Origin of the sequence: Subtercola sp. PAMC28395 (genome assembly GCF_018889995.1) — a bacterium.
In the GTDB taxonomy this organism is placed as follows: Bacteria; Actinomycetota; Actinomycetes; order Actinomycetales; family Microbacteriaceae; genus Subtercola.
Window position 1 is genome coordinate 428,246 of record NZ_CP076547.1, and the last position, 13,150, is coordinate 441,395.

Genomic DNA, 13,150 nt, shown 5'->3' on the forward strand with positions numbered 1-13,150 from the left:
ATGAGAATGGCGGAACTGAGTTCGGTGGCCGGGGTGCCGGTCGCGACCATCAAGTACTACCTGCGGGAGGGGCTGCTGCAAGCGGGCGTCGCGAGCAGCCCCAACCAGGCGAGCTACGACGACGAGCACGTTCGCCGCTTGCGGCTCATTCGGGCACTCCTCGACGTCGGCGGGCTGAGCATCCTGTCTGCCCGCGAGGTCATCGACTCGATCTACTCCGACTCCTCGCTCGCCGAGACGTTCGCGGTGGCGCAGAACACCGTCTCCGAAACCCTCGACGTCGAACAGATCGACCCCGAAGCCCTCCAGCGCATCGATGCTCTCGTCTCGGACTGGAAATACTTGCCCGCGAACCCCGGCCGCCTGGCTGCGGGACGGGTGCTCAGCACCTTCGACGCGGTGGGCCAGCGGGATGACCGGGGCTGGTTCGGCCGTTATAAGACTGCCGCACTGGTCGCCGCCGAGGCCGACCTCGACGAGATCGAAACGCGCCAGTCACGCGAATCCCAGGCCGAAACGGTGGTCGTCGGCACCGTTCTCGGCGACGCACTCTTCGCGGCTCTGCGCCGCATCGCCCAGGAGCACGTCACCCAGCAGCGCTATTCACCGGAAGGAACCGCGTGATCACCATGACCGATCTTCACTCCGCTACCCACTCCCCATCGACCACACTCCGGAACGCGGCCCTGCGTCGGGTCACCTGGCACAGGCCTCTTCTCGTGGTGTCGCTGGCCATGGCTGCACTCGCCGTCTGGTCCTTTGTCGGGATCTTCGTCGATCCACGAATCATCACGGGGGCTGCCCTCTGGGCGAAGCCGTTCAAGTTCGCCGTCTCGGTCTTCGTCTACTCCCTCTCCCTCTCGTGGCTCATCGGATTGGTGAAGGGTTCACGACGGGTTCAGCGCGTCGCCTGGTGGGCAGGAACGACTGCTGCCGTCTTCCTGGCCGTCGAGATCGTGATCATCGTTGCGGCCGCCGCCGCCGACACCACGAGCCATTTCAACGTGTCGACCCCACTGCAGACTGCCGTCTGGGCGGTGATGGCGGTCTCGATCGTCGTCGTCTGGAGCGCGGCGGTTCCCGTCGCCGTGCTGCTGTTCCGCAGCGACCTCGGCGACGCAGCCCGCACCCTCGCCATCCGCTCCGGCCTGATCATCGCCCTCATCGGGATGGGACTCGCCTTTCTGATGACAAGCCCGACGGCAGCGCAGCTGGCGGACTACCACGGCATCGTCGGCGCACACACGGTCGGCCTGCCAGACGGCGGCCCCGGCCTGCCGCTGCTCGGATGGAGCACCGTGGGCGGCGACCTGCGGATTCCCCACTTCGTCGGGATGCACGCTCTGCAGATCATCCCGCTGATTGCAGCTGCGCTCGAACTACTCTCTACGCGGATTCGGGCGCTTCTATCGCCGGGCACTCGGCTCGCCGTCATGCGCGTCGTGGTGGTCGCCTACCTCGCCACTCTCGTCTTCGTCACCTGGGAGGCACTGGCAGGAATTCCCCTCATCCGGCTCTGACACCCGTTGGCACGTGCTAAACCTCGGCCTTGGTGAGAACGGGCGGAGCTGGGCCGACGTCCGCCACATATCCCGGGGTATCGGCCCTCCTCCGCCCGTTCGACTGTCGGGCCGTGGGGGTTGTCGAGGATGCGCGCTCACGTCGCCCCACCGCAGCAAACCCTGCGCTGCGGAGGCCGTGCGGACTGTCTGCGCGGGGGAATGTGACGCTTTGTGGCAGCCGAGCGAGCAGCGCACGCGGATCTCACGCACTATAGCCTCATGACCCGACAGATTCGTTTCAACGCCTTCGACATGAACTGTGTCGCCCACCAGTCCTCAGGAATGTGGCGACACCCGCAGGACCAGTCGTGGCGTTACAAGCAGATCTCCTACTGGACCGAGCTCGCGAAGCTCCTCGAACGCGGCAAGTTCGACGGCATCTTCATCGCCGACGTGCTGGGCACGTACGACGTGTACGGCGGATCGAACGAGGCCGCCATCCGTCACGGAGCCCAGGTTCCGGTCAACGATCCGATCCTCCTGGTGTCTGCCATGGCCGCGGTCACCGAGAACCTCGGCTTCGGCATCACCGCCGGCACGGCCTACGAGCATCCGTACCCGTTCGCCCGCCGCATGTCGACCCTCGACCACCTCACAAACGGCCGTGTCGGCTGGAACGTCGTGACAGGGTACCTGCCGAGCGCTGCCCGCAACATGGGCCACGACGACCAGCTCGAGCACGATGAGCGCTACGACGTCGCCGACGAGTACCTCGAGGTGCTGTACAAGCTCTGGGAAGGCTCGTGGGAGGATGACGCCGTCATTCGCGACCGCGAGTCAGGTGTCTTCACCGACCCGAGCAAGGTGCACGAGATCGGGCACTACGGCACGCACTTCACGGTTCCGGGCATCCACCTCTCTGAGCCGTCGACCCAGCGCACACCGGTGATCTACCAGGCCGGGGCCTCGCCCCGCGGCATCGAGTTCGCGGCAGGCAATGCTGAGGCGATCTTCGTGGCGTCGTCGACGAAGGCCGGGCTGAAGGAGACCGTCGGCAAGATCCGCGATGCCCTCGAATTGGCCGGTCGCGACCGCTACAGCGCAAAGATCTACACGCTGCTCACGATCATCGTCGACGAGACGACCGAGAAGGCCAAGGCCAAGCACGCCGACTACCTCAGCTACGCCAGCGAAGAGGGCGCGCTCGTCTTCATGTCGGGCTGGATGGGCATCGACCTGTCGCAATACGACCTCGACGAGCCGATCGGCAACGTCAAGAGCAACGCGATCCAGTCGACCGTCGCCAACTTCCAGGCCGCGAACGAAGACGGCAGCGAGTGGAAGGTGCGCGACATCGCCAAGCTCGGTGCGATCGGCGGCCTCGGCCCGTTCGTCGTCGGCTCGCCCTCAGAGGTCGCCGACCACCTGCAGGAATGGGTCGAAGACACCGACGTCGACGGGTTCAACCTCGCCTACGCGATCACGCCCGGTACCTTCGAAGACGTCGTCGAGTTCGTCATTCCCGAGCTTCAGAAGCGCGGCGCCTATCAGACGGACTACGTCGAGGGCACCCTGCGCAACAAGCTGCACGGTCGCGGCGACCGCCTGCCCGAAGAGCACCTCGGTGCCCAGTATCGCGTCGGGGTGCCTGTCACGTGATCACTCTCGAGAAGCTGACGAAGGTCTACGGTCACGGCGACACTGCCGTGACCGTGCTCGACAACCTCGACTTCAGCGTGGCTCCTGGCGAGATCTTCGCCGTCGTGGGCCCGAGTGGAGCGGGCAAGAGCACTCTGGCGCAGTGCGTCAACCTTCTCGAGCGCCCCACCTCCGGCTCTGTCGTGGTGAACGGCGAGAACCTGTCGCAGCTGAGCGAGGCGCAGTTGCGCGCCGCACGCCGCCGCATCGGCACCGTCTTCCAGTCCGACGGGCTGTTCAGCCGCCGCACGGCAGCCGACAACATCGCCCTGCCGCTCAGCTATCTCGGCGTCACCCGCCGGGACTCGAAGAAGCGTGTCGCCGAATTGCTCGACCGTGTCGGGCTTTCTGCACGCGCTGACTACTTTCCGCACCAGCTCTCGGGCGGCCAGCGCCAGCGCGTGGGTATCGCCCGGGCTCTCGCCCTGAAGCCGACGGTTCTGCTGGCCGATGAAGCCACCTCCGGCCTCGACCCCGAATCGACAACCTCGATCACCTCGCTGCTGAAAGAGCTGCGCGACGACCTCGGCCTCTCCATTCTTTTCATCACCCACGAGATGCAGACGGTGTTGCAGGTCGCCGACTCCGTCGCCCGCCTCGACCACGGCCACATCGTCGAATCGGGCCGCGTCGTCGACCTGCTGCGCGACCCGAATTCTGAACTCGGCAGGGCCCTCAACCCGGCGAAACCCGCCCTCGACGCCGGCATCGACGAGACCACCTGGTTCGTCAGCTACACCTCGGCCGGGGTTCCCTCGGACTGGGTCACTCGCCTCTCGAACGAACTGTCGACCCCCGTCTCTCTGCTCGGTGCGTCGATCGAGACCATCAACGGGGCCATCGTCGGGCACGCCAGCGTGGGGCTCCGCGCCTCGAGCCAGCAGGCTGTCATCGACGCTGCCCGGCGGCTGGGTCTGGATGCCCGGCTCACGCCTGCCGAATCGCCGGTCGAGCACGCCGAAGGCCGGGTCGGAACCCCCGCGCACGAGGACGAGGTTTCGCTACGCAGCTCGGCTGCGGCTCGCGCAGCGGATTCCGAGAAGGAGTTCGCCGCATGAGCGCCGCGACTCTCGCGAGCGCCGTGCTCGCCAACAACGACGTGCCACTCGCGCAGATCCCGGCACTCGTACTGCCCGCGCTCGGCGAGACACTGATCATGGTGGGCATCGTGATGGCGATCGTGGTCGTCGTCGGCGTGCCACTCGGGGCGATCATCCACAATCTCGCCCGTGACGGTCTCTTTCCGAACCCTGCCCTGCACAGCGCGCTGAGCTGGATCGTGAGTGTCGGGCGGTCGCTGCCGTTCCTGATCCTGATGGTCGCGATCATTCCGTTCACCCGGCTCATCACGGGCACGAACATCGGTATCGCGGCTGCCGTGGTGCCGATGTCGGTCGCGGGCATCGCGTTCTTCACCCGCATCGTCGAGAACTCGCTGCGCAGTGTTCCGCCGTCGCTGGTGAAGGTCGCGAAGGCCTCAGGTGGCTCGAGCTTCCAGATCATCCGCACGGCGCAGCTCGGTGAAGCGGTGCCGTCGCTCATCGGTGGACTCACAATCAACACCATCGCCATGATCGAGTACTCAGCGATCGCGGGAACGATCGGCGCCGGGGGCATCGGTTACGTCGCCATCACCTACGGGTACCAGCGCTTCGACAACCAGGTCATGCTCGCCACGATCATCATCCTCGTCGCTCTCGTCGCGGCGGTGCAGCTGGTCGGCGACGCTCTCGTGCGCCTCACCACCCCGCACAGCTCGACGGCCAGCGATCGCCGCTTCGCCCGCAGGGTCGCCCGCATCGATATCGAGGCTGCAAATGCTGCGTCGCCCGTCTGAGCGCGCGATTGTCGTGACCTCATCACGATGTCGCCCGTCCCACCTGATGCTCTAGCGGTCGCTCACCGACCGCCATCCCCCGCAACGGAACAGTCCACTCGGCCCGGCGCGTGCAGCCTGCACGTGCTCCTGCGTGCTGACTATTCCGTGTCGCTCCACCCCACCCCAATCCTTACCCTCCTGTAAACCACAGCAGCCCGAAAGGCACTACAGCCATGTCTGAAACACCCTCCACCACCCCCTCGGCCGCCGAAACCGGCCACGGATTCGAACTCAAGAAGCGCAAGAAGTGGCCCTGGATCGCCGGTGGGGCGATCGTGGTCGTCGGCGTCGTCGCCGCGGTCACCATCCCCCTGCTCAGCCCCTCGGCTTCGGCCAACAACACCGCCGGAGCGACCCTCTACGTCGCCACCGCAGAGGGCAACGCCTCTGAGCAGGCCCTGGTGAACTTCGTCGCGGCCAACGTCGCCCCGAAGTACGGCATCAAGGTCGAGTTCAAGGGCCTCTCCGACAGCAACACGATCAACCGCGCCGTGAGCGACGGCGAAGTTGCGGCGACGGTCTACCAGCACAAGCTCTGGCTCGGCCAGGTTCTCGAGGCGAACCCCGACTTCAAGGAGGAGGCGGCAACGCCCGTCTTCCGCTGGGGCTTCGGGCTCTGGAGCGACAAGTACACCGACGTCAGCCAGATCCCCGAGGGCGGCACCATCTCGCTGTACTCCGACCCGGCCAACGAGGCGCAGGGCCTCTGGATCCTCGACAGCGCGGGTCTCATCACGCTGAAGCCCGGTACCGGCAAGGGCACCGCGACGCAGGCCGACATCGCCACCAACCCGAAGAACCTGAAGTTCACCCTGCTCGACTTCGCGGCGCAGTCACGCGCCCTGCCAGACCTCGACGCGGCCGTGGGCTACACCGAGTACTACCTCGCCGCGAACATCCCGATCGAGAAGCAGATCTTCGCACCCCAGGCTCCCGACGAGTTCGCCGGCCAGCTCACCATCGGCTCCAACTTCGCCAACAGCGACAACATCAAGAAGCTGGTCGCCGCGTTCCAGGACCCGGCCGTGCAGACGTTCCTCGCCACCGACCCTTCGGTGAAGAGCATTCTGCTCCCGCTCAGCCAGTAACACTCTCGCAACCCGAGTGCGGGGTGTGCGTCACGGCCACAGCCGGCCGTACGCCCCGCCTTTTTGCGCTCCACGTCTCTCTTCGCGTCTCTCCACGCGTGATCCGAGGCGGTTCGGGCAGCTGACCCTATTCCCGTCCTAGGCTGGGAAGCATGGCACGCGAACTCATCCACGACACGGAGCGCCACCGCTACGAGCTTCGCCTCGACGGCGCCCTCGCCAGCGCAGCCGACTACATCGAGCGGGCAGACAGCATCTCGTTCACCCACACGTTCACCGACCCGAAGCTCCGGGGCCAGGGGCTGGCCGGCGAAGTCGTCGCCTTCGCAATGGATGACGTCGAGCACAGCTCGACGCTCCGCGTCATTCCGATGTGCTGGTACGTCGGCCAATGGTTCGACGAGCATCCGGAGCGCCAGGCGCTGCTTACCCGCTGACGGGAACGACAGGAGCCCTCAGCGGAACGGGAACGTCGACGCCACCTTCAACCGTGAGGCGGTCGCGCACCTGCACGATCACCGGGGCCGGCGCGAAGCCGCCCGCGAAGAGCGCCTCGCCCTGGCGGAAGTTCGGCGACTGCGAGACGAGCGCCGCCGGCGCGAAGCCGAAGATCGTTCCGAGTTCCTCGAGGTCGAGCGGCGAACTCATCTTCATGAGCGCGAGGTTGTCGCACTGCGAGATGATGCTCGGGTGCACCTTCGACGGGCGCTGCGTCGACAAGAGCAACCACAGGCCGAACTTCCGGCCCTCTGCGGCGATCTGCATGATCTGCTCCCTGATCGCCACCTGAAGCGGCGAGGTGAGATCGGGCGAGCAGAGGTTGTGGGCTTCGTCGATCACAATGAGGATCGGCCTGCGCTCTTCGCGGCGCGCCCACAGGTCGTCGAGCACCGACAGTGCCGCGATCAGGGGTTCCTCTGCGAACTCGAACCCGCCGAGGTCGAGCACGGTGGCGTTGGGGCGGTCGACGATGACCTCGGTGGCCGCCGTCTCCTCCCTCGCCCACACGCTCCAGGCGAGCACATTCAGATTGTCGATGCGCAGGGCCAGGGCGTGTTTGGCCGGATCCTCCGACCCCAGGAGTCGCCGCATGAGAGCCGCGGTGTCTTCGCTCTGGAAGGCTCCGTCGAGGTGCAGCATCGTGTTGTATTCGTCGCGGTCGAGCAGGGGGTCCAGGCGCAGCAGGGCCGCCTTCACCGGGAATGGAAGGGCGGTGAACCGGGCGCGCAGGTGCTCGCCGTCGCCCCCGGGCCGCAGGATCCTGATCGACCTCGAACGAAGAAGCTCGGCCTCCTCGTCCGAGGCACCCGGGCGCACCTGGTCGAGCTTCACGAAGTCCGAGTTCGGGTCGAAGATCACTACCGGCAGATCGGTGTGCGAGAGCAGCTGCTCGATCAGAACGCCGAGCGCGAAGGTCTTGCCCGACCCGCTCTGCCCGCACCAGAAGGTGTGCCGGTTGAACCGGTGAGGAAGCAGGCGGGCGTCGACACCTGGATAGCTGGCCAGCGTGCCCACGGCGAGCGTAGCCCTCGCCGATTCGTGCACGAGCTCGAGCACGGCGGTGTCGGCCGCGGCCAGAACCGCCGACTCGAACGGCTTTGCACCGCGCGGGTCGAGCCGGGCATCCGGATGCACGGAGCCGAGCAGGCGGCCGAACCCCGTCGTGCCACCCGAGGCCGTAACCGAATGCGCTTCGACGTGACCCACTGCGACGTCGCCCGACGCTGAAGTCAGGGTGACGAATTCGCCCGGCATGAACGAGGTCTCGCTAGACACCTCGAAGGTGAAGGTGCGGCCGTCGAGAGAGACGCCAGAGGCCCCGGGCGTTGCCGGCTGGAGTGCGACAGTGTCAGTCATGCGAAGACCCTACCGCCAGAGGTGCCCTGCCCGCACTGGCTCGTCAGTGCGTGAACGACGACACCATTCCCTCGGTGGGCATAGGCGACTCGAGCCGGTCGAGATAGTCGACCGCTTCCCTGATGTCGCCCATCAGGCTCTCGGCGAGGTTGAGGCTGAGGCCGTTGCGCACAACGATGCGCTGCACCACCACGTCGGTGAGATTGTCGGGCATGGGATAGGCGGGGATGAGCCAGCCCTTCAGGCGCAGTCGTTCAGACAGGTGGTAGAGGTTCCAGTTCTCGGTGTGCCCCGCAGCCAACTGCCAGGCGAAGACCGGAATGTCTGTGCCGTCATTCCAGAGGTCGAAGGCAGGCATCGCGCCGATCTCGCCGGCGAGGAACACCGCCACATCGTGCGAGGCCTTCTGCACCTTGTAGTACCCGTCCCAGCCCAGCCGCAGAAAGAGGTAGTACTGCAGCAGCACCTGCGCGCCGGGGCGCGAGAAGTTGAGCGCGAAACTCGGCATGTGCCCACCGAGATACGTGACGTCGAAGATCAGGTCTTTCGGCAGGTCGTCGATCGTGCGCCAGATCACCCAGCCGAGACCCGGGTACACGAGCCCGTACTTGTGAGCCGAGGTGCTGATCGAAGCCACCCGATCGAGCCGGAAGTCCCAGACCAGCTCCGGCTGGAGGAACGGCGCGATCATGCCGCCAGACGCACCATCGACATGGATCGGAATATCGAGCCCCGTCTCCGCCTGGATTCGGTCGAGGGCCTCCGCGATCTGGGCGACCGGCTCGTACATGCCGGTGTAGGTCACTCCCATGATCGCGACGACGCCGATCGTGTTCTCGTCGACGTACGACGCCAGGTCGTACCCGTCGAGAACCTTGTGCTCATCGGTGATGGGCACGTAACGCGGCTCGACGTCCCAGTAGTTGCAGAACTTCTCCCAGCACACCTGAACCGCGCTCGAAAGCACCAGGTTCGGCCGCTCGGTCGATTTCCCTGCAGCCCTGGCAGCCTGCTGCCAGCGACGCTTGAGGGCGAGCCCACCGAGCATGCAGGCCTCCGACGACCCGATCGTCGAGGTTCCGATCGAATTGTCGGGGTCGGGCGCATTCCACAGTTTCGACAGCATCTTCCAGCAGCGCGTCTCGATCGCGGCCGTCTGCGGGTATTCGTCTTTGTCGACCATGTTCTTGTCGACGGTCTCGGCGTACAGGCGCGTGGCCTGCTCATCCATCCACGTGCCCACGAAGGTGGCGAGGTTCAGCCTCGAATTGCCGTCGAGCATGGCCTCGTCGTGCACGATCTGATACGCCGTCTCCGGCAGTGATTCGGCGTCGGGAAGCGTGTTCTGCGGAAAATCCGTGGCTTCGCCCTCGCGCGCGAAGATCGGGTTCAGCTGGTTCTGGCCCGAGGTTCCCACGTGCCCGGGTCGTGTCGGGTGAGCGCGCGCCCTGTGTGGCCGCGGAGCGTGCGACTGTGTCGTGTTCTGCTGGTCGTCTGATGCCGGTGTCGTCGTCGTCTGGCTCATAATGACCTCACTCTGGCAGGTGGCCACCACCCGGCGCAATGGATGATCGGCCCATCGTCGCGATCACGACAGTCGCACCGTACTCCCCTGAGTGCTCGATCCGGATCTCGAGCCCCACCGCGGCGAAGAGCGCAGCTGTTCGCTCGGCCTGCAACGTGCTCGTCTCGATCAGCAGGCTCCCCCCTCCCACGAGCCAGTCCGCTGCGCCCGCCGCCACTCGTCGCTGTACGTCGAGACCGTCGCCCCCGCCGTCGAGGGCGACGGGAGCCTCGTACAACCGCGCCTCCGGAGGCATCAGCGCGATCGACTCCGTGGGAACGTACGGGGCGTTGACCAGCAGGGTCGTGACTCGGCCCCTCACGCTCTCGGGCACAGCGTCGAACAGGTCACCCTCGAACACCTCACCGATCCCCGCCAGGTTGCGCCGGGCGCAGGCGACGGCCGCGGGGTCGACGTCGACCGAGACCAGCACTGCATCCGGTCGCTCGAGGGCAACAGCGAGCCCGAGTGCGCCCGAACCGCAGCACAGGTCGAGAATTACGAGCGGTTCGGATGCCCGGCTCTCCTCCAGAGCCAACTCGACCAGGTACTCCGACCGCCGCCGCGGAACGAACACCCCTGGCTGCACGCCGACGCGATGCCCGCAGAACTCCGCCCAGCCGAGGATGTACTCCAGCGGCTCCCCGCCGACCCGCCTGTCGACCAGCTCTCGGAGCCCTCCCTGCGACTCCGCGGCCTCGGCGACCAGGGCCGCCTCTTCTTCGGCAAAGACGCATCCTGCCTCACGGAGACGCGCGACCACCTGGGCGAATTCCTGCTCCGTTTGCATAACTGGCACGCTGCCACTTTAATTGGATTCACCCGCACTCGCTCAAGGAGAACGACATGCCAGAAGTACTGCTCGGTTTGCTCGCCTTCCTCTCTGTCGGGGTCGCCATCACCGGCATCGTCGCGGGCATCGCCATGGTCAAATCCCCGTACCGCGATTAGCCTGCGGCGCGCACCATGAGCGGGAACGATCGCGAGGCGTACCTTCTCGCACACAGTGAACTTTCGCGCGCACACGAAGGAGACGGCAAGGCGAGCCTCTGCCGGCCATTCCTGCGGGTCGTGCCCGTCACAGGCGCGGCAGTGTCGACGATCGGCAGCGGTCGCCTCGGCACCTCCACCATCTGCGCGACCGACCCCAAGGCCATTGTGATCGACGAACTGCAGATCGACCTCGGCGAGGGCCCCTGCTGGCAGGCGCTACGGACGGGGGCGCCGGTACTCTCCCCGAGTTTCGCGCTCACCGAGCATCCGGCCTGGCCCGTCTTCGCCAAAGCACTCCGCGAGTACGAGATCGGTGCGCTCTTCGCCTTTCCGCTGACGCTGGGCGGGCTCGACGTGGGGTCGATCGACCTGTACTCGCACGAACCACTCACGCTGTCCGAGACCGAGGTCTCCGACGTGGTCTCTCTTACCGAGATAGCGGCCTGGCAGGTCTTGCGCAGAGTACTGGCCGACGATTCGGTGAACATCGCCGACGTCGACAGCGACCCGAGCCCTGGCTTCTCGCGCAAGCAGGTTCACCAGGCAACCGGGATGATCATCGCCCAGTTGGAGGTCTCGTCAACAGATGCCCTCCTCCTGCTGCGAGCGCACGCCTTCGCATCGGGGCGGAGCGTGCGCGAAGTCGCCCACGATGTGGTCTCACGCCGTCTCGATTTCACCCACGACCGAGCGCAGCCGTAGAGAGGGGTGAGTCCGTCATGACGGAATCCCGAGAAGGACTGCTCGCAGCCTCATTTGTTTCGCTCGCCGATACTCTCGTCGTCGGCTACGACGTCGTCGATCTGATGCAGACGCTGGTCGACACCTGTGCGACCGTGCTCCACGCTGCCGCAGTAGGCCTGCTGCTGGCCGACGAGAACGGGGTCCTCGAAGTGATGGCCTCGACCAGCGAACGAAGTCGACTGCTCGAGATCCTCCAGCTCCGGGCCGGTCTCGGACCCTGTGTCGAGTGCTACCTCACCGGCAAAGTCGTCGAGGTTCCCGACATCCGTGAGATCCGGCCGGACTGGTTCGCCTTTCGCGACGGTGCTCTCGACCTCGGCTTTCTCTCGGTGCATGCCGTTCCGCTTCGCCTGCGTGGTTTCACAATGGGGGCGCTGAACCTCTTCAGCGACGCCACCGGCGAACTGAACGAGACCGACGCCGCCGCCGCGCAGGCGCTCGCCGACATGGCCACGATCGGCATCGTGCACGAGCGTGCTCTCCGCCAGAGCGAAGACACCCGCGAGCAGCTCCAGCGAGCGCTCGACAGCAGGGTTGTCATCGAACAGGCCAAGGGTGTGGTCTCACACGTCAAGCACGTCGAGATGAACGAGGCTTTCGCTCTGATCAGGAATTATGCCCGGAACGCACGGAGGCCGCTCAGCGAAGTCGCTGCTGACATCGTCAATCGCACGCTGACTCTCTGACCCGGCATACTGCCCACCTCGGAGCCGCCGGGTCGACCAGCTAGGAGTCGGTGGGCTCCGGAATGTAGTGCAGGCCCGCACCACTGTTGGCCGAATCCGCGAGCACCTGGATCCAGGCCCGGTTCACCACCGGAACCTTGCTGCCGAAATACTTGAAGTACAGGGGAATGGATGGGTCGAGCCACAGGCTGCTGCGGCCAGAACCCATTTCGGCGTCATCCTTCCATGAGAAGAAGAAGCTCTCACGGCGTCTGAGCTTGTTGCCGACGACGATCTGCAGGTGAGCCAGTGCCCGGTCGTCGAAGACGACCTCGATCCCAGAACTGCCGTAGATCAGTTTGCCCACAAGCCCAACGCCTCCATTTGTTGCTCAAAGGGCGATTCCCCGCGTAGCTACAGACAGACCCTATTCAAACAGATCACGGAACGTCTTATCGAGTCAGGGGCTTGACCGGAGCGGAATGCTACGCTACCGAGTCGGAATCACGCAGAGAGTGCGAGAATTGGGGAGTGACACCGCATACCACCCTCGCCCTCGTTCGGCACGGCGAAACGGCCTGGAACGCCCAGAAGCGCATCCAGGGCCGATCCGACATTCCGTTGAACGCCACCGGCCGCGAACAGGTACGCGCCACCGCTCGGGCGATGCAGGTCGACGAGTGGGACTTCATCGTCTGCTCACCACTGTCGCGGGCCCGCGAGAGCGCAGAGATACTGGGCAGCGAACTCGGCATCAACGTCGTCGCCGAGTTCCCGGCACTGGTCGAGCGTGACTATGGCCCAGCGGAGGGCCTGCAGGACTCCGAGGAACTCACCGCTCTTCGTATTCCCGGAGGATTCACCGGGGCAGAGACAGAACTCGAAGTCGCGAGGAGGTCGACTACTGCCCTCACCGACATCGTCACCACACACCACGGCAAACGCATCATCGTCGTCGCTCACGGCACGCTCATCCGCATAGCAATGACGGCTCTCACTGGCGCAGAAGTCACCACGATCTCGAACGCAGCCCACAGCGTGCTGCTGCACACCGCCCGCGAAGACGGCCCTCACGAGTGGCATGCGACGATCGTGAACGGCGAGCACTACCACCACCGGGCCCCGGTCTCTCCCGGCCGCTGACCAACCGGCAGCCAAAC

Annotated in this window: 14 protein-coding genes; 10 read left to right on the forward strand and 4 right to left on the reverse strand. The window is 65.7% G+C overall.

What is annotated here, in order from left to right:
• The 7 genes from KPL76_RS02095 (at position 1) to KPL76_RS02125 (ending at position 6,604) form a co-directional block, all read left to right on the forward strand.
• Positions 1 to 624: a MerR family transcriptional regulator gene (locus tag KPL76_RS02095; RefSeq protein WP_216334755.1), complete on the forward strand. Its 624-nt coding sequence runs from the start codon at positions 1 to 3 to the stop codon at positions 622 to 624.
• Entirely contained in the window at positions 621 to 1,520 is a 900-nt protein-coding gene (locus KPL76_RS02100; protein WP_216334757.1) for a hypothetical protein, read from the forward strand. The genes KPL76_RS02095 and KPL76_RS02100 overlap by 4 nt, the downstream gene beginning before the upstream one ends.
• Before the next feature lie 261 nt (positions 1,521 to 1,781).
• Positions 1,782 to 3,161 carry an LLM class flavin-dependent oxidoreductase gene (locus tag KPL76_RS02105; protein WP_216334760.1) on the forward strand — a complete coding sequence of 460 codons (1,380 nt, stop codon included), beginning with the start codon at positions 1,782 to 1,784 and terminating at the stop codon, positions 3,159 to 3,161.
• A complete protein-coding gene (locus tag KPL76_RS02110; RefSeq protein ID WP_216334762.1) occupies positions 3,158 to 4,258 on the forward strand; it encodes a methionine ABC transporter ATP-binding protein in 1,101 nt (366 codons plus the stop codon). Before KPL76_RS02105 ends, KPL76_RS02110 begins: the two co-directional genes overlap by 4 nt.
• Complete coding sequence (locus KPL76_RS02115) at positions 4,255 to 5,037, forward strand: methionine ABC transporter permease (RefSeq protein WP_216334764.1); 783 nt, start codon at positions 4,255 to 4,257, stop codon at positions 5,035 to 5,037. The genes KPL76_RS02110 and KPL76_RS02115 overlap by 4 nt, the downstream gene beginning before the upstream one ends.
• Before the next feature lie 215 nt (positions 5,038 to 5,252).
• Positions 5,253 to 6,167, forward strand: a complete 915-nt coding sequence (locus KPL76_RS02120; RefSeq protein WP_216334766.1) for a MetQ/NlpA family ABC transporter substrate-binding protein — start codon at positions 5,253 to 5,255, stop codon at positions 6,165 to 6,167.
• A 152-nt stretch (positions 6,168 to 6,319) separates the two neighbouring features.
• Positions 6,320 to 6,604: a GNAT family N-acetyltransferase gene (locus KPL76_RS02125; RefSeq protein WP_216334768.1), complete on the forward strand. Its 285-nt coding sequence runs from the start codon at positions 6,320 to 6,322 to the stop codon at positions 6,602 to 6,604.
• Here the strand turns inward: KPL76_RS02125 and KPL76_RS02130 are convergent.
• Genes KPL76_RS02130 through KPL76_RS02140 form a run of 3 tightly spaced genes read right to left on the reverse strand, consistent with a single transcriptional unit; the run spans position 6,594 to position 10,378 of the window.
• Entirely contained in the window at positions 6,594 to 8,024 is a 1,431-nt protein-coding gene (locus KPL76_RS02130; protein ID WP_216334770.1) for an ATP-binding protein, read from the reverse strand. The genes KPL76_RS02125 and KPL76_RS02130 overlap by 11 nt on opposite strands.
• A 43-nt stretch (positions 8,025 to 8,067) precedes the next feature.
• Entirely contained in the window at positions 8,068 to 9,549 is a 1,482-nt protein-coding gene (locus KPL76_RS02135) for a glutamate decarboxylase (protein ID WP_216334772.1), read from the reverse strand.
• A gap of 7 nt (positions 9,550 to 9,556) precedes the next feature.
• The gene (locus KPL76_RS02140; protein ID WP_216335922.1) at positions 9,557 to 10,378 is read right to left on the reverse strand and encodes a putative protein N(5)-glutamine methyltransferase; all 822 of its coding nucleotides are present in this window, start codon (positions 10,376 to 10,378) and stop codon (positions 9,557 to 9,559) included.
• 176 nt (positions 10,379 to 10,554) lie between these two features.
• On the opposite strand from KPL76_RS02140, the gene KPL76_RS02145 reads away from it, so the two are divergent.
• Positions 10,555 to 11,283 (forward strand): GAF and ANTAR domain-containing protein, encoded by a 729-nt coding sequence (locus KPL76_RS02145; protein ID WP_216334774.1) that lies wholly within the window; start codon positions 10,555 to 10,557, stop codon positions 11,281 to 11,283.
• Positions 11,284 to 11,300: 17 nt separating this feature from the next.
• The gene (locus KPL76_RS02150; protein ID WP_216334775.1) at positions 11,301 to 12,011 is read left to right on the forward strand and encodes a GAF and ANTAR domain-containing protein; all 711 of its coding nucleotides are present in this window, start codon (positions 11,301 to 11,303) and stop codon (positions 12,009 to 12,011) included.
• A gap of 40 nt (positions 12,012 to 12,051) precedes the next feature.
• Here the strand turns inward: KPL76_RS02150 and KPL76_RS02155 are convergent, their stop codons facing one another.
• Positions 12,052 to 12,357: an ATP-dependent DNA ligase gene (locus KPL76_RS02155; RefSeq protein ID WP_205106822.1), complete on the reverse strand. Its 306-nt coding sequence runs from the start codon at positions 12,355 to 12,357 to the stop codon at positions 12,052 to 12,054.
• Between the two features lie 164 nt (positions 12,358 to 12,521).
• On the opposite strand from KPL76_RS02155, the gene KPL76_RS02160 reads away from it, so the two are divergent.
• Complete coding sequence (locus tag KPL76_RS02160; RefSeq protein ID WP_216334777.1) at positions 12,522 to 13,133, forward strand: histidine phosphatase family protein; 612 nt, start codon at positions 12,522 to 12,524, stop codon at positions 13,131 to 13,133.
• Positions 13,134 to 13,150: the final 17 nt, after the last annotated feature.